Here is a 16087-nt window from a genome sequence, read left to right on the forward strand (position 1 = left end):
CTTCCAGCATTTCCGGGCGATGACCAACCAATTTCCAACGAGGGAAAGGTTACGGAGAGGCTTCCTAGGCGTCTCCTAGGGATTCCGCCGTTGCGCGAGACGAAGCATCAATGGACCCGAAATCCCGGCCGAACCACCGAGGATCAGTACGGCCACGAGAACCCAGCGGATAATGCCCATGACCTCTTTCGGGGTGATTCCGGCGGCCGGGTTCGCGATGTTCTGCTGGGGCCCCGAGGAGGCGGGCGTGGAGCCGCTCGGGGACGCGGAGGCGGGCGGCGTGGTGCCGGTGCCGCCGGCCGCGGCGGCGCCCGCGGCCGTCCCCCCGGACGCTCCGCCGGAGTCGGTGGCGCCGGTGCTCCCGCCGGTGTCCCCCGCGGAGGTGACGCCTCCGGAGCCGCCCGTGCCGGCCGGGGACTGACTCCCGCTCGCGCCGCGCTCCAGCTCGTCGGCCGCGGTCTCGGCCTGCTCGCGCTGGCGGGCCGGCAGCGGCGCGTAGCCCGCGGGCAGTCGGCCGGCCGACAGGCCCGGCGTCTGACCCGGTCCTGCGGCGTACCTGATGAACTGCGCGTACGCCGTGCGGGCCGCCGCGTCCTGGTCCACCGAGGCGGCGGCGTAGGCCACGGCGGTCAGCGGGTACGCCTGACCCTTGGCGCGGGACGGATCGGGGTCGAGCACGGAGGCGTCGGCGGCGGTCGCCCGCATGGCCGCGACGCCGGCCGTGAGGGTGGCGGTCGTCGGTTCGACGAAGGTGCCGTCCGCGTTGCGCAGTGCCGCCGTCGCCAGTCCGTAGCGCTGCGCCGAGGCCGTGTCGACGACGGCCAGCACGGCGCGCTGGCCCCACATGGCGGCGTCGTTGATGAGCTTGGGCGGGGAGTTGTCGCCCGCCTGCCACTGGATGGTGCGGTTGTTGTTGCCGCGCAGGGTGCGCAGCGCGCCGTCGTGCAGGTCGGCCGTGTACGGGTCCAGGTCGGTGATGGTGTAGGTGAGCGGGGGCGTGCCGTTGGCGAGGGCGTCGGTGACCGTCGGGTCCACTTTGGGGAAGTCGGTGAGCGATGTGCTCTCGGCGAGGTCCAGGTCCTTGAAATAGGGATTCACCTTCATCCCCCACGGGTCCGCCTTGCCCGCCAGGAAGTCCCGGGCCTCGGCGTCCGTCTGGAGCCAGTTCCAGACCAGTTTGGTGGTGTCGGAACTCTGGAGCGGAACCATGAGACTCCGCGGCTGACCCTGTAGTACCGGGAATTCCGGATTCAGTTTCCTGAATTCCGGATCCTCGTCGAAGAAGGCGGGATTTCCGGCCAGGTGCGGCGCGTGCCCCTGGGCCAGCGACACGTCCTTCTGGTACGAGTGCGTGAGCATCTTGGCGACCAGCCGTGGCGTCAGTCTCATCTTCTGCACCACGCCGGACGGGCTCTCGATGAAGAAGGCGACCGCGATCCCGGACACCGCCACCGGCGCCTGTACGACCTTCGCCGCGCCCTCCTGCGGTGCGACCGGGGCGACGGTGAAGCCCAGCAGGGGCGAGTCGGCGGTGGTGGCCAGCACCTGGTTGCGCGCCTCCTCCTCGCCGCCCTGGGTGAAGGCGAAGGTGCTGTCGGTGGCCGAGCACAGTTTCGGCTGCCAGGAGGTGACGGCGTCCGTCACCAGTTCGGAGCCGGCGGTGGGCCGCTCCGCCTGGCCCGCCGGGCAGAACTCGTCGACCTGGGCGAAGTACAGCGGGACGACCATCCGCTGCGCCCAGTTCGTCGTGGTCAGCGGCGAGCCGTCGACCGTGCCGTCCTCGCCCGTCCGCGTGACGTCCGTGCCGTCCGGGTTGTGGGTGCCGCGCGGCACGACGACCAGCCAGCACCGGCGCGGGACGGGGGTGGCGCCCGCGGCCGCCGTGTTCATGCCGCAGCCGAGATGGGGCGCCTCGGTCGCGTCCTGCACCTCGAAGTTCACCTCGCCCGAGCCGCCCGCGAAGACCCGGGCGCCCGCCTGCTCGTTGGTGTCCAGCGCGCCGAAGTAGGTCGGGTCCTTGGTGGACGTGGTCGGCGGAAGGCTGCCGACCGGCCGGAACGGGACGAACGCGTTCGCGCCGGTGTACTGCGTCTCCTCGGGGTCGCTCGCCAGGCCGCCGCTGCCGGCGACGACGCTGCGCGACTGGGCCAGGGTGCCCAGGGCCACGGGGACGCCGGTGGCGCCGAACACGCACTGCTCCCGGGTGGGGCCGGCCGCATCGTCCCCCCAGCACTGCATGATCTGGAGGTAGTCGCGCCGGAAGTCGCCCTCCGACGTCGGCTTCCCGCCCTCCCAGCTCACCCGTACGCCCTGTGAGCGCAGGTCCTTCGTCTGGTGGACGGTCACCTTCAGGCCGGAGAAGTCGTCGTACTTGCCCTTCTTGCCCGTCACCGTCACCGCGGAGTCCGTCGCCCCGTCGGCCGCCGCGGCGGCGGGCGTGGCGGACGGCACCGGGAGCAGCGCGAGGACCAGTGCGGACAGCAGCGCGCCCAGCGCCAGGAGCGGGCGCGGCCGGGGCCGGTTCGCGGCGCTCGTCATGCCGCACCCCGGTCGCGTCGCGAGCGGCCGGCCATCAGCCGGGCGAGCACGGGCGGGCCGACGACGACGCCGACCAGCAGCACCGCCGACAGCGCCATCAGCGCCGTACGCAGTCCGAGGGCGTCGCCCGAGCCGAGGGAGACCGGACTGGCGGCGACGGTGGTGTCGCCACCGCCGCTCTGTCCGGAGCCGAGCACCTCACCGGTGTCGGGGTCGACGACGGTGCCCCCGGTCGTCCCGCCGCCGGTGGTGGTGCCGCCGTTCGTGGTGCCGCCGGCGCCGCCCGTCGTACCGGCCGTGCCCGTCCCGCCGGTGCCGGTGGCGCCGCCCGTCGTACCCGAGCCGCCGGTCGAGCCGGAGCCGCCCGAGCCGCTGCCGCCGCCGGTGGCGCCGCCGCTGCCGCTCTGTGTGGTGGGCTGCTTGGCGCCGCCGGTGCCGGTGGCGCACTGGTCGGAGCCCTTCTTGTCGCAGGCCGCCGGGTAGGGGGCATTCTTCGCCAGCAGGTTCTTGCCGTCGGAGGAGAACGTCGGGTTGTTGCAGTTCTTGATGTCGATGTTCGCCGTCTCGGCACCGGGGATCTTGCGCACCTGCTCCATGGCCGCCTGGACGAGGTTGATCGGCAGCGGCGAGTAGCCGAGCCGGTCGGCCTGCTGCTGGCCCTCGCAGAGGAAGTAGTTGTCGAACGCGCTCAGCGTCGCGCCCTTGGCCTTGGTGAAGCCCATCTCCTCCTTGGTCGGGACGATCATGTAGCTGTAGCTGGAGAGCGGGTAGGTGCGCCGGTCGCCGTAGGTGTAGACCCCGTCCAGGTTCTGCGTCAGGTAGTTCGCCGAGCGCGGGTCGTTGTTGATCTGGGCCCTGGTCAGGGCGACGGCCACGCTGGAGGCGGTGGGCTCCACGTAGTAGCCGGCCGTGTTGAGGACCTTGACCACGGGGAAGCCCGCGTTCCTGGCGTAGGAGTACTCGACGTAGGTGATGGCGCCCTCGGCCTGGGGCTGCTTGGTGTAGCCCGCGACGCCGAGCGAGCCGGACTGGGCGACGAAGCCGGAGCCGGGGATGTTCGGGAAGTACGAGGTCAGCCCGCAGGGGGTGGGCTTGCCCGCGCGGCGGCAGTAGTCGTTCCACAGGGAGCTGTGCTGCTTGGACATCCAGAGCGTGAACTGCGCGGTCGTACCGGAGCCGTCGGAGCGCACGACCGGGACGATCCGGCGGGCGGGCAGGTTCAGCCTGGGGTTGTCGGCCTTGATCTCCGCCGCGTTCCACATGGTGAGTCTGCCGGTGAAGATCTTGGAGATGACGTCCCCGGACAGCCGGAGGTTGGTGACGCGCCTGCCGCCGATCTGGAGGTTGTACATGAACGACGTGCCACCGGCGACGATCGGCATGTAGGCGTACTTGCGCCGGGGCGGTGTGTCCGTCGTGCCGAACTCGGTGAGGCCGTAGGGGATCTCGGAGACGCCGAAGTCGGAGGTGCCGTTCGCGAACTGGGTGCGGCCGACCGTCGAGCCGACCGACGCGTAGTTGACGGTCATGCCCTGCTGGCGGACGTTGCGCCGCCACTGCTCGATGGCGTTGGCGCTCCAGGTCGAGCCGGAGCCGCTGATCTTCACGTACGTGACGGCGAAGGCACCTGGCGGGTGACTGGCCAGCAGCGCGCAGACCAGGGCGACCAGCAGCGCCAGCGCCTGGTACGCGCGCCGGGCGCGCGGACGACGGACAGGTGCGGGTATCACGGGGTGCTCCTCGTCGGTGCGGGTCTGTCGGACTGCCGGTCGGCGGGCGTACGGACCGCGAAGCGCTGCGCGTCGCGGCGGGACGCCTTCACCCGGCGGTGCTCCTGACGGCGGGTCAGCCGGCCCGGTCCGCGGCCGCCCACGACGCGGGCCACCACGAACAGGACGAGGACCAGCACCAGCAGGACGGCCGCCGTGCCGAAGCCGCGGGCGACATAGGTGGGTTCGGGGGACTTGACGAGTTCGAAGGCCGCCAGTGGCAGCGACACCATCGGGTCCTTGAACGGGTCGGTGTTGAGCTCGGCGGTGAAACCGGCGGTCAGCAGCACCGGCGAGGTCTCGCCCACCCCGCGGGCGGTGCCCAGGATGACGGCCGTGGTCAGCCCGGAACGGGCGGTGGGCAGCACCACGTGCCACACGGTGCGCCAGCGCGAGGTGCCCAGCGCGTACGACGCCTCGCGCAGGGTGCCGGGGACCAGTCTGATCACCACGTCCGCCGCCCTGATGATGATCGGCAGCATCATCACGGAGATCGCGAGCGCGGCGGCCAGCCCGGACCGGTCGAAGCCGAGCCCCAGGATGAAGGTCGCGTAGATGAACAGGCCGGCCACGATGGACGGCAGCGCGGTCATGGCCTCGACGATCGTGCGCACGAACCGGCTGAAGGCGCCCGGCACCTCGTTGAGGAAGACCGCGCACACCAGTCCGGCCGGGATGCAGAGCGTCAGGGCGATGCCGATCTGCCACAGCGTGCCGACGATCGCGTGCAGGATGCCGCCCACGCTGAGCGGTTCGACCGGACCGGCGTCGGCCATCGACTGGGTGTAGAAGTTCAGGTGCGGCAGCGCGTCGCGGCCTTCGTAGAGGGTGTAGACGACCACGAAGGCCAGCGCGGTCAGCATCACCAGGCCGAGGCTCTGGACGACGACGGCGGCCACCCGGTCGCGGACCGCGGGGCCGTCCTCGTCGAAGGAGACCAGCAGCGCGTAGAGGCCGACGAAGAGCGCGTAGGCGACGAGGAGGAAGCCCAGCGCGCCGTTGAAGGGCAGCAGCCGGTCGAACATCACCCAAGTCAGGGCGAGGGACGCGGCCCCGGCGCCGACCATGGCGTACACGTCGGTGGCGCGCAGCGTGGACAGGTTGCGGCGCTGCTGGGCGGGCCTCGCCGGGCCGCCGCCGGGACGGCGGGCGGGCAGGCGGGTGGCCGGCACCGGCGGTTTCGGCGGTACCGCGGGGCTCGGCCCGGTCCCCGGCCCGGGGTCGCCGGGCGGGCTCTGTGCGGCGGTGACGGTCATCGGACTCGGATCTCCTCAGGAGTCGCTCGCCGCGCCGGAACGGCTGCGGGCGACGATCGACGAAGCGGCGAAGTTGACGACGAGGGTCATCAGGAAGAGCGCGAGACCGGCGGCCATCAGCGCCGACATGCCGAGGTCGGAGGCCTCGCCGTAGCGCAGGGCGATCAGCGAGGAGACCGAACTGGTGCCGTTCTGGAGGATGTGCGGCTGGATCACGAAGACCGGCGAGATGATCATGTAGACGGCGATGGTCTCGCCGAGCGCCCGGCCCAGGCCCAGCATGGTGCCGCCGATCATGCCGCCCTTGCCGAACGGCAGGACGACGCTGCGGATCATGCCCCAGCGGTGGGCGCCGAGCGCGTAGGCGCCCTCCCGCTCGCCCACCGGGGCCTGCGAGAACACCTCGCGCATCACCGAGCAGATGATCGGCGCGACCATCAGGGACACGATCATGCCCGCGATGAAGGTGGACGAGGTGAACACGGTCGCGGTGGCGAGCGGGTCCCGCGGATCGGCGCCGTCGACCTCGAAGAGGGGGATCCAGCCGAAGTAGGTCGAGATCCAGCGCGCGACGGTGACGACGTGCCCCTGGAAGAAGAACAGACCCCACAGGCCGTAGACGACCGACGGCACGGCGGCCATCAGGTCCACCACGCTGATGAGGGTCCGGCGCAGCCGCGGCGGCGCGAACTCGGAGATGTAGAGCGCGGTGCCGAGCGCGAGCGGTACGGCGAAGACGATGGCGACGAGCGCGATCAGCACCGTGCCGACGAGCACGGCCGCGATCCCGAAGTGCCCGCCGTCCGGCTCCCAGGTCTCGGTGGTGACGAAGGACCAGCGCGCGGCCGACAGCGCCTGCCAGGCCCGGTACGTCAGGAAGCCGCCGACCAGCAGCATGATCGCGAGCACCAGGGTGCCGCCACCGCGCAGGATCCCCCGGAACACGCGGTCGGGCATACCCGGGTCGAGATGCAGGCGTCTCGGCGGTTCGTCCGCAGGAGCCACAGGTCGCTCATGGATTCGCGTCGTCACATCGGCCGACGCTCCTGAGCAGGGATGGACACCCGCGCACACGCATATGAACGAGACACCCCCGCGGGGCAACTTCCGGGGTTGACGTGAACGCAGCGACCACGACGTAGGCAGGGAGGGGGCCGGGGTCCGCCGTGCGGCGGGCCCCGGCCCCCTCCCTGCGATCGCCGGGCCGTCAGCGGCGCGCGCTCACTCCGCCTCGCCCCACGGGATCACGTCCCCGGAGCCGAGCTCGGCCAGCAGCGCGCGGAACCGTTCGTAGGCGGCCTGGCACGTCGAGTGCCGCTCGTAGGCGCGCGAGGACACCGCCACGACACCGCCGGCGCGATCACGCATCCGCCACACCCAGCCACTGCCTTCCGCGGTGTGGTGCACCGCGCCGGGTAATTCCGCGACATCGGCGCACAACCGCTCGAACGCGGCGCGGCATTCGCCGTAGTCCCGGTAGGTCCGGGCCGCCACGGCGATCACCCGCCCGTTCGTGGCCGTGAGCCGCCACGAGTAAGTGCCGTCTGCACCGATGTCTATTTGGCAGCGCGTGCCGGGTACGGCCGCGCCTCCATTTCTTGCCGCCATCCATCCCCACCCCTGTGTTCCCCGATGCCAGGAAGCCGCACGCGCCGGCTCTGGTTCGCCGTTCATGCAGCACACGCAGGGTAGTGAGGCGGCAGTGATAAGCGATCGTCGTAGTTAAGTGCCCATCGCATACTTCATGCGAAAGTTGCCCCTCGTTCACATGGTCGGCCGAGCAGCCAGGTCGAACGACCTGCGACCCCGCAGCACGTCAAGTGTGCGCAAAAGATGGTGACTTGCACGCAAAGGATTGGCTTTTTCGGAAGCTTCTGGAGTCTGGGCCAGCACCGCCACGACCGCACTCCGGCCGGGCCGCCGCGGGCTCCGGTACGCGTAGGTGGTCGCCAGGTCCGCTGAAATTCGAACCGAATTTCCCCTTCGGTTTTCCACCGAATCGAAACACCGGATATTCGACCGAGTTTCCATTGCCGAGAAATCGGCGAGCCGGTTCACCATCACCCGGAAACGTTCCTAAATCCGGACGGCATGAGTACGCTGCACACGTCATTTCCGGCCCGCCCGGCACAAATGGACGGGCCGCGGCATTCACATTGGGGAATTCGCATGCGCATTAAGTCAGCTGTCGCCGCTGCGTGCGGCGTCGTGGCCCTGTCCGCCCTCGCCGTTCCGTCCGCGCACGCGGACGAGCGCTTCGGCGACACCGACATCACCGGCGTGGTGGTCAACGGCGGCAACCCGGTCGTCGTCGGCACCGGCGCGAGAACGGTCACGGTCGACGTCATCGCGACCGACCCGTCCGGCCTCGACCAGATCAACGCCACCCTCTACCACGGCTCGTACGGCTCCCAGGACAGCACCGTCGCCTCCACCGCGGCCTGCGGCCCGACCACCGCCGTCACCAGCACCTGCACCCTGACCTTCACCCTCACGCCCGGCACCGCCCCGGCCGGCGACGCGCTGGCCGGCACCTGGCACGTCAGCGCCTACGCCATAGCCCCCGACAGCGACGCCGTCTTCCTGGACAGCGCGGCCGACTTCCTGGTGCAGCGCGAGACCCGGCTGACCGTCGACGCCACCCCCGAGCCGGTCCGCTTCGGCCGGAACCTCACCGTCGCGGGCACCGTGCAGCACGCCGGCTGGGCGGCCGGCACGGCCGTCCCCGCCGCGGCCGGCCGGTCCGTGGACCTCCAGTTCCGTCCCGCGGGCAGCAGCACCTACTGCACCCTCAAGACCGTGACCACCGCCGCCGACGGCACGGTGTCCACCACCGTCCGGGCCTACCTCGACGGCTCCTACCGCTGGTCGTACGCGGGTACGGCCGACACCGCGGCCGCGGTCTCCGCGGACGACTACGTCGACGTGCGCTGACACCCGGCCGGCCCCGTCCGGCACGTTCCCGCGCCCGCCCGGGGAGGGCGGCCGCACGGGCGTGCCGGACGGTGGTGTCCGGTCACCAGCCCCCGGACGACACCAGGGCGACCAGCGCCCCCGCCACCCACAGCACGGCGAGGGGCACCCCCAGCGGCCACAGCGGACGCCCCCGCTCCCGCTCCTCGCTGTCGCCGGTGGGCCGCAGGGCGGGATCGGCCTGCATGGCGGAGAGCTCGGCGGCCAGGGCGTCGTACGGATGGGTCAGACCGAACCTGCGCTGGCACCACGTCCAGCTGAACGTGGAGACCGCCCAGGACTCACCGCCGCGCCAGCGCAGCCTCAGTTCGAAAACCTGTCGGCGGACCGAGCGGACGTCGTCCCACGGGATGTGGGTGGTCCCGCGCAGACTGTTCAGCCACACCCCGGTGCGGTCGGCCGTGATCCGCCAGCACAGCTTCACGGGGATGCGGAACGCGCCGTACAGGCCGCCGAGGAAGCAGACGAACTGCTGCCATAGATCGCCGTCTCGGTCGGTGAACACCATCCAGCACAGAAAAACGCCCGCCAGCACCATCAGGAACGCGGACAGCCGGTCCAGCGCACCCGCGCGCCAGCGCCGTACCGGCACCGTCTCCGTCGTCAGGAGCGCGGCCGCCACCAGGCCCCGGTGCCGTTCGTCGTCCGCAGCGGTCCAAGCCGCTTGCCGCTTCGCCACCCGGAGCCGCCAGCGCACGGCGACCGCCGGCAGCGGCCGTGCGGGCCCGGTCGACCGTTCCGCCACCGGCGGGTCGCCCGGCTTGCGTGCGGCGCTGACGAGCACGACCTCGGCGCCGTCGTACGGCGCCCCGTACAGGACGGCCTCGCGCAGCGGCTTGGGCCGCTTGTCGTCGAGCTCTTCGAGGAAGTCGTCCAGCTCGGCCTCGTCGTCGGCCGTGCCGCCGTCCTCTCCGCGGTCCGCTTCGAGGTCCAGCCGGACCGTGGCGACGGTGAACAGCGGTCGCAGGCCCGCCACGTCGTCCGCCGCGTAGACCTCCGCGTCGACGCGCCGGTCCTCGCGCACCAGCACGCGCAGGACGGGCACGGGCGCGGCGCGCAGCGCGACGGCCCGCCGCCGGCCCAGCACCCCGGAGAGCAGCGCGGTGACGCCGAGCCCGGTCGCGTAGAGGCCGGCGAGAGCCACGAACCGACGCCCCTCCGACGTGTCCCACATGCCGATCGCCGCAGTCACCGGGACGCCCGCCGCGACCAGGACGATCAGTGCGATCCCGAGGCCGGAGAGAAGCCGACCGCGCCCGAGCGGCTGGTCCGCGTCCGGCAGCACGGCCGTCACGCCTCCGGCGGCGGCCACCGCCGCCTCCCGCTGCCGCCGCCGGGCCCGCAGCCGCAGCTCGGAGACGGTCAGGGACACCGCGGTCAGCAGGAACGCACCGACGAGCACGGGAAGCACCGGCTCGGGACGCACGGCGACGGTCACGAGGGCCAGGACCGGCGCGGACACCCGTACGATCTCGGGCCGCAGCGGCAGCCAGACGAGGTGGAGCCCGGCCAGCGCCGCGAGGTAGGGCGGCACACCGGCCCAGTTCAGGCCCAGCGCGGCCAGCGCACCCATCAGCCACACCAGCTGGAAGATCGACAGCCCGACCCAGCGCACCGGTATCCAGCCCGGTGGCAGTTCCCGCGTCCAGCGGCGGGTCTGTTCCGTGCTCCAGGGCAGGCAGCCGTCGGGTATCGCGGTGGCGGGCAGCGTCCGCCGGACGTCGGTGTTCATCGTTTCCCAGAGACTCGGACCACGGGGTGGCCATACGACAGACCTCGGCTTCGTCTCCGGGTGGGGGAACGGCGGTCGCGGCCGAGGCGGGGTGAGACAGCTGTGGGGGGAAGACGGGGTGGGTGCAGGCGCCGCGCGCCCGTGGCTCACGTGACCGCGAGCAGCACCGCCAGCAGCACCGCGCCGGCCAGCAGCGGCACGATGATCTCGTACGCCCAGCGCACGGTCACCTCGCCCTGCGAGCCCGCGGCCTTGTCGCGCGCCTTCAGCAGCTCGCGCAGATCGTCCATGATCTTGTCGGACTCGGCACGGGCCGGGCCCAGGTCGGCCGCCGGGCCGTGCGCCGCGCCGCCCGTGGCGTCCATGCCGCCCAGACCGCCCGCCACGCCGCCGCCGAACAGCCCGCCCCGGCGTCCGCCGGACTCCACCCGCGCCTGCGTCCGCAGCGCCCGCTTGCGCGCGCGCAGCGACACGGGCACCGCCCAGAACTGGTACTTGGCCCCGGCCTCGGTGATCACCTCGTTGGAGTAGCCGGAGCGCAGCGAGGCGACCTCGCCCCAGGGCACCACGACGGAGCGGAAGGGATTGCGGACGCGCAGCCGGTCGTCGTTGGCGAAGACGGCGGGTCGCAGGGTGAAGGCGACCACCAGCGGTACGAAGAGGATCAGCGCGGCGAGTGCCAGCCACGGCGTGCTGCCGTGCCCGGTGAAGAGGGCGTCGAGGCCGAGCCAGCCGCCGAGCGCGAGCAGCAGCACCCCGCCGGCCAGGCCCGAGGCCGACCGGTAGATACGGTCCCTGGACTCGGGTGCCGAGGGCTGCGGCGCTGGTGACTGGTGCTCCGGGGTCGTCATGGCCCCGATTCTGCACGACGCCCGCGAAGACTTCCGTCCGCGGTGCCGCGGGATGCGTCACACCCCACGTGCACCGCCCGCCCCACGGCGGGCCCGGCGGGCCCGGGAGGACCTTCCGGGGGTGTACAGCCGCTACGCGCGTAGATATGCTCGTCTGGTGACCATGCCCACCTCTGCACCCGCTGCCCTCGCTGACGTCACCGCGTCCGACAGCACGCTGCGCCGCTTCCTCCACGGACTGCCCGGCGTCGACGCGGTCGGCCTGGAGGCGCGCGCCGCCTCGCTCGGCACCCGTTCCATCAAGACCACCGCGAAGGCGTACGCCATCGACCTGGCCATCTCGATGGTCGACCTGACGACGCTGGAAGGCGCGGACACCCCCGGCAAGGTCCGGGCGCTCGGCGCCAAGGCGGTCCATCCCGACCCGACCGACGCCTCGACGCCCTCGACCGCCGCCGTCTGCGTCTATCCCGACATGGTGGCCGCCGCCAAGGCGGCCGTGGCCGGCTCGGGCGTGAAGGTCGCCTCGGTCGCCACCGCCTTCCCGGCGGGCCGTGCCGCCCTCGCCGTGAAGCTGGCCGACGTGGCCGACGCCGTCGCCGCGGGCGCCGACGAGATCGACATGGTCATCGACCGCGGGGCGTTCCTCGCGGGCGACTACATGAAGGTGTACGACGAGATCACGGCCGTGAAGGAGGCCTGCGGGACGAGCGCCCGCCTCAAGGTCATCTTCGAGACCGGCGAGCTGTCGACGTACGACAACATCCGCCGCGCCAGCTGGCTCGGCATGCTGGCCGGGGCCGACTTCATCAAGACCTCGACCGGCAAGGTCGCCGTCAACGCGACCCCCGCGAACACCCTGTTGATGCTGGAGGCGGTGCGCGACTTCCGCGCCCAGACCGGCGTCCAGGTCGGCGTGAAGCCGGCCGGCGGCATCCGCACCACCAAGGACGCGATCAAGTTCCTGGTCCTGGTCAACGAGACCGTCGGCGCGGACTGGCTGGACAACCACTGGTTCCGCTTCGGCGCCTCCTCGCTGCTGAACGACCTGCTGATGCAGCGTCAGAAGCTGGCCACCGGCCGCTACTCCGGCCCCGACTACGTGACGGTGGACTGATCACCATGGCATCCGCATTCGAGTACGCACCGGCCCCCGAGTCCCGCTCGGTCGTCGACATCGCCCCCTCGTACGGCCTGTTCATCGACGGCGAGTTCACCGAGGCGGCCGACGGCAAGGTCTTCAAGACGGTCAGCCCGTCCACCGAGGAGGTCCTCTCCGAGGTGGCGCAGGCCGGCGCCGAGGACGTCGACCGCGCGGTGCGGGCCGCCCGCAAGGCCTTCCAGAAGTGGTCGGCGCTGCCCGGCGCCGAGCGCGCCAAGTACCTGTTCCGGATCGCCCGCATCATCCAGGAGCGCAGCCGCGAGCTGGCGGTCCTGGAGACGCTGGACAACGGAAAGCCCATCAAGGAGACCCGCGACGCCGACCTCCCGCTGGTCGCCGCGCACTTCTTCTACTACGCGGGCTGGGCCGACAAGCTGGACCACGCCGGGTTCGGCGCGAACCCGCGTCCGCTGGGTGTCGCGGGCCAGGTCATCCCGTGGAACTTCCCGCTGCTGATGCTGGCGTGGAAGATCGCCCCGGCACTGGCGACCGGCAACACGGTCGTCCTCAAGCCCGCCGAGACCACCCCGCTGTCCGCCCTGTTCTTCGCGGACATCTGCCGGCAGGCCGGTCTGCCCAAGGGCGTCGTCAACATCCTTCCGGGGTACGGCGACGCGGGCGCCGCGCTGGTCGCGCACCCGGACGTGAACAAGGTCGCCTTCACCGGCTCGACCGCGGTGGGCAAGGAGATCGCCCGCACGGTCGCCGGCAGCCGCAAGAAGCTCACCCTCGAACTGGGCGGCAAGGGCGCCAACATCGTCTTCGACGACGCCCCGATCGACCAGGCCGTCGAGGGCATCGTCAACGGCATCTTCTTCAACCAGGGCCAGGTCTGCTGCGCGGGCAGCCGTCTGCTGGTCCAGGAGTCGATCCAGGACGAGCTGCTGGACTCCCTCAAGCGCCGGCTGTCGACGCTGCGCCTGGGCGACCCGATGGACAAGAACACGGACATCGGCGCGATCAACTCCGCCGAGCAGCTGGCCCGTATCACCTCGCTCGTCGAGCAGGGCGAGGCGCAGGGCGCCGAGCGCTGGTCGCCCGCCTGCGAACTGCCCGCCGCCGGCTACTGGTTCGCGCCGACGCTCTTCACGAACGTCACCCAGGCGCACACCATCGCCCGCGACGAGATCTTCGGTCCGGTCCTCTCGGTGCTGACGTTCCGCACGCCGGACGAGGCCGTGGCCAAGGCCAACAACACGCCGTACGGCCTCTCCGCCGGCATCTGGACGGAGAAGGGCTCGCGGATCCTGGCGGTCGCGAACAAGCTGCGCGCCGGTGTCGTCTGGTCCAACACGTTCAACAAGTTCGACCCGACCTCGCCCTTCGGCGGCTACAAGGAGTCGGGCTTCGGCCGCGAGGGCGGTCGTCACGGCCTGGAGGCGTACCTCGATGTCTGAGAAGACCGAGAAGACCGAGCAGCAGCGGCTGAGCGTCTTCAAGACCTACAAGCTGTACGTCGGCGGGAAGTTCCCGCGTTCCGAGAGCGGCCGGGTGTACGAGGTGTCGGACTCGAAGGGCAACTGGCTGGCCAACGCTCCGCAGTCGTCCCGCAAGGACGCCCGTGACGCGGTGGTCGCCGCCCGCAAGGCGTTCGGCGGCTGGGCGGGCGCGACGGCGTACAACCGCGGCCAGATCCTCTACCGCATCGCGGAGATGCTGGAGGGCCGCCGCGAGCAGTTCGTGCGCGAGGTCGCCGAGGCGGAGGGCCTGTCGAAGGCCAAGGCGGCCGCGGTCGTCGACGCGGCGATCGACCGCTGGGTCTGGTACGCGGGCTGGACCGACAAGATCGCCCAGGTGGTCGGCGGCGGCAACCCGGTGGCGGGGCCGTTCTTCAACCTCTCCTCGCCCGAGCCGACCGGCGTGGTGACCGTCCTGGCGCCCCAGGAGTCGTCGTTCCTGGGTCTCGTCTCGGTGGTCGCCCCGGTCATCGCGACCGGCAACACGGCGGTCGTGATCGCCTCCGAGAAGTCCCCGCTGCCGGCGCTGTCGCTGGGCGAGGTGCTGGCCACGTCCGACCTTCCCGGCGGTGTGGTGAACATCCTCTCGGGCCGTGCGGCGGAGATCGCGCCGCCCCTCGCGGCGCACCAGGACGTCAACGCCATCGACCTCGCGGGCGCCGACGACGTACTGGCGAAGGAGCTGGAGATCGCGGCGGCGGACAACCTGAAGCGCGTTCTCCGTCCACAGCCTGTGGATTATTCGGCGACTCCCGGCATCGAGCGCATGACGGCCTTCCTGGAGACCAAGACGGTCTGGCACCCGACGGGCTCGCTGGGCGCCTCCGGGTCCGCCTACTGACCCGAGCGCACGCAGCACGACGCAGCCGCGCCCGCCCTCCGTCCGGGGCGGGCGCGGCTGTGTGCGCGCCGGGGTCGGCAGCCGTGCCGGGGTCAGCGGCCGAGCAGCCCCGTCACCTGCCCGACGACCGGGATGCCGCCGATCGACTGCGCCTGCGCGATCGGCCCGGTGAGCGCCTTCGAGGACAGCGGCTTGAAGTCCGAGAGCCGGGTGCCGACGCCGTTGTCGAGCGGGTCCACACCGGTGCCGGCGAGCGGGTTGGGCTTGAGATCGGACAGCGGGCCGGTGATGTACCGCACCGACCCGAGAAGCCCGTTCACACCCGCCTGCGGGTCGACCGCGCCGACCGTCCCGGGGTGCGTGCGCGGCGCGTCGAGCACCGGTCCGGCGGCCGCGGCGGCCGCCCCCGCACCCGCGCCGAGAGCCACCCCCGCGGTCGCGAGCGCGACCAGGACGCGTCGGCCGGTCGGGGTCTGGGGGGAGTCGTGTCGGGCCATCGCTGCTGCCACCTTCTCGCTTCGTACAGTAATCGGAACGTTGCGTAGGGTAGTTGAGATGTGATGCGTGCTTCAAAGCCGACCCGCGGGGTCGGCAGCAGCGTCACCATGCCGCAAACTGGTGTTCTGTGAGCATCCATCACCCGTCATCCACCCGTGTCGTGCTGCTGTGCGGTCCTTCGGGCTCGGGCAAGTCCCTTGTCGCGGCCCGCTCGGGACTGCCCGTGCTGCGCCTCGACGACTTCTACAAAGAAGGCAACGACCCGACGCTGCCTTTGGTGGCGGGCAGTTCCGACATCGACTGGGACCACCCCGAGTCGTGGGACGCGGAGGTCGCGGTCGAGGCCATCGCGCGGCTGTGTGCCACCGGGTCCACGGGCGTACCGGTGTACGACATCTCGCTGAGCGCCCGCACCGGCGAGGAGACGCTGCACATCGGCCGGACCCCGCTGTTCATCGCGGAGGGCATCTTCGCGGCCGAGATCGTCGAGCGCTGCCGGGAGCTGGGCGTCCTGGCGGACGCCCTGTGCCTGACCCGCGGTCCGCTCACCACGTTCCGCCGCCGCTTCCTGCGCGACCTCAAGGAGGGCCGCAAGTCGGTGCCGTTCCTGCTGCGCCGCGGCTGGCGGCTGATGCGCTCGGAGCGGTCGATCGTCACCCGTCAGACCTCCCTGGGCGCGTACGCCTGCGACCGGGACGAGGCGCTGACCAGGCTGGCGGCTGCGGCGGTGGGCCGGCAGACGCAGACGCCGACGGCGGCCTGAGCCGACCGGTCGACCAGCCGACCAGCCGACCGGCGGACCGGCGGACCGCCGACAGCGCGACAGCGCGACAGCGCGACAGCGCGACAGCGCGACAGCGCGACAGCGCGACAGCGCGACAGCGCGACAGCGCGAGAACGCGACAGCGCGAGAACGCGAAAGCGGGACTGGACGGACCCCCCGGCCCTCCAGTCCCGCTCCCTTTCGCGCTCTCCCGCGTCCCCCGTTCCCCCGTGCGGCAGAGCTCCCC

The 16087-nt window shown here is 71.8% G+C and carries 13 protein-coding genes; 5 read left to right on the top strand and 8 right to left on the bottom strand.

What is annotated here, in order from left to right; genetic code table 11:
- Window positions 1-75: 75 nt before the first annotated feature.
- From FNH09_RS04055 to FNH09_RS04075, 5 genes are all read right to left on the bottom strand, one after another.
- Window positions 76-2538 carry a hypothetical protein gene (locus FNH09_RS04055; RefSeq protein ID WP_152885250.1) on the bottom strand — a complete coding sequence of 821 codons (2463 nt, stop codon included), beginning with the start codon at window positions 2536-2538 and terminating at the stop codon, window positions 76-78.
- Entirely contained in the window at window positions 2535-4268 is a 1734-nt protein-coding gene (locus tag FNH09_RS04060; RefSeq protein WP_338017458.1) for a phosphate ABC transporter substrate-binding protein PstS, read from the bottom strand. The genes FNH09_RS04055 and FNH09_RS04060 overlap by 4 nt, the downstream gene beginning before the upstream one ends.
- Entirely contained in the window at window positions 4265-5563 is a 1299-nt protein-coding gene (pstA, locus tag FNH09_RS04065; RefSeq protein WP_152885252.1) for a phosphate ABC transporter permease PstA, read from the bottom strand. The genes FNH09_RS04060 and pstA overlap by 4 nt, the downstream gene beginning before the upstream one ends.
- Before the next feature lie 15 nt (window positions 5564-5578).
- Entirely contained in the window at window positions 5579-6520 is a 942-nt protein-coding gene (pstC, locus tag FNH09_RS04070; RefSeq protein WP_152885255.1) for a phosphate ABC transporter permease subunit PstC, read from the bottom strand.
- A 264-nt stretch (window positions 6521-6784) separates the two neighbouring features.
- The gene (locus tag FNH09_RS04075; protein ID WP_152885258.1) at window positions 6785-7171 is read right to left on the bottom strand and encodes a DUF1508 domain-containing protein; all 387 of its coding nucleotides are present in this window, start codon (window positions 7169-7171) and stop codon (window positions 6785-6787) included.
- Between the two features lie 561 nt (window positions 7172-7732).
- Between FNH09_RS04075 and FNH09_RS46595 the strand changes: the two genes are divergently transcribed.
- Window positions 7733-8497 carry a DUF5707 domain-containing protein gene (locus tag FNH09_RS46595; protein WP_156110798.1) on the top strand — a complete coding sequence of 255 codons (765 nt, stop codon included), beginning with the start codon at window positions 7733-7735 and terminating at the stop codon, window positions 8495-8497.
- 82 nt (window positions 8498-8579) lie between these two features.
- Here the strand turns inward: FNH09_RS46595 and FNH09_RS04085 are convergent, their stop codons facing one another.
- Window positions 8580-10268: a hypothetical protein gene (locus FNH09_RS04085; RefSeq protein ID WP_152885260.1), complete on the bottom strand. Its 1689-nt coding sequence runs from the start codon at window positions 10266-10268 to the stop codon at window positions 8580-8582.
- A gap of 146 nt (window positions 10269-10414) precedes the next feature.
- The gene (locus FNH09_RS04090; RefSeq protein WP_152885262.1) at window positions 10415-11119 is read right to left on the bottom strand and encodes a PH domain-containing protein; all 705 of its coding nucleotides are present in this window, start codon (window positions 11117-11119) and stop codon (window positions 10415-10417) included.
- 163 nt (window positions 11120-11282) lie between these two features.
- Between FNH09_RS04090 and deoC the strand changes: the two genes are divergently transcribed.
- From deoC to FNH09_RS04105, 3 genes are read left to right on the top strand one after another with little or no spacing between them, the layout of a single operon-like run.
- The gene (gene deoC, locus FNH09_RS04095; RefSeq protein ID WP_152885264.1) at window positions 11283-12236 is read left to right on the top strand and encodes a deoxyribose-phosphate aldolase; all 954 of its coding nucleotides are present in this window, start codon (window positions 11283-11285) and stop codon (window positions 12234-12236) included.
- Window positions 12237-12241: 5 nt separating this feature from the next.
- The gene (locus FNH09_RS04100) at window positions 12242-13678 is read left to right on the top strand and encodes an aldehyde dehydrogenase family protein (RefSeq protein ID WP_152885266.1); all 1437 of its coding nucleotides are present in this window, start codon (window positions 12242-12244) and stop codon (window positions 13676-13678) included.
- Entirely contained in the window at window positions 13671-14579 is a 909-nt protein-coding gene (locus FNH09_RS04105) for an aldehyde dehydrogenase family protein (protein ID WP_152885267.1), read from the top strand. The genes FNH09_RS04100 and FNH09_RS04105 overlap by 8 nt, the downstream gene beginning before the upstream one ends.
- Before the next feature lie 92 nt (window positions 14580-14671).
- Here FNH09_RS04105 and FNH09_RS04110 read toward each other — a convergent pair whose 3' ends face one another.
- Window positions 14672-15076 carry a hypothetical protein gene (locus tag FNH09_RS04110; protein WP_152885269.1) on the bottom strand — a complete coding sequence of 135 codons (405 nt, stop codon included), beginning with the start codon at window positions 15074-15076 and terminating at the stop codon, window positions 14672-14674.
- A 128-nt stretch (window positions 15077-15204) separates the two neighbouring features.
- Here FNH09_RS04110 and FNH09_RS04115 point away from each other — a divergent pair, with 128 nt between their 5' ends.
- On the top strand, window positions 15205-15840 hold the full coding sequence (locus FNH09_RS04115) for a uridine kinase family protein (RefSeq protein ID WP_338017459.1): 636 nt from the start codon (window positions 15205-15207) through the stop codon (window positions 15838-15840).
- Window positions 15841-16087: the final 247 nt, after the last annotated feature.

It is taken from the genome of Streptomyces adustus (assembly GCF_009377175.1).
Classification (GTDB): Bacteria; Actinomycetota; Actinomycetes; order Streptomycetales; family Streptomycetaceae; genus Streptomyces; species Streptomyces adustus.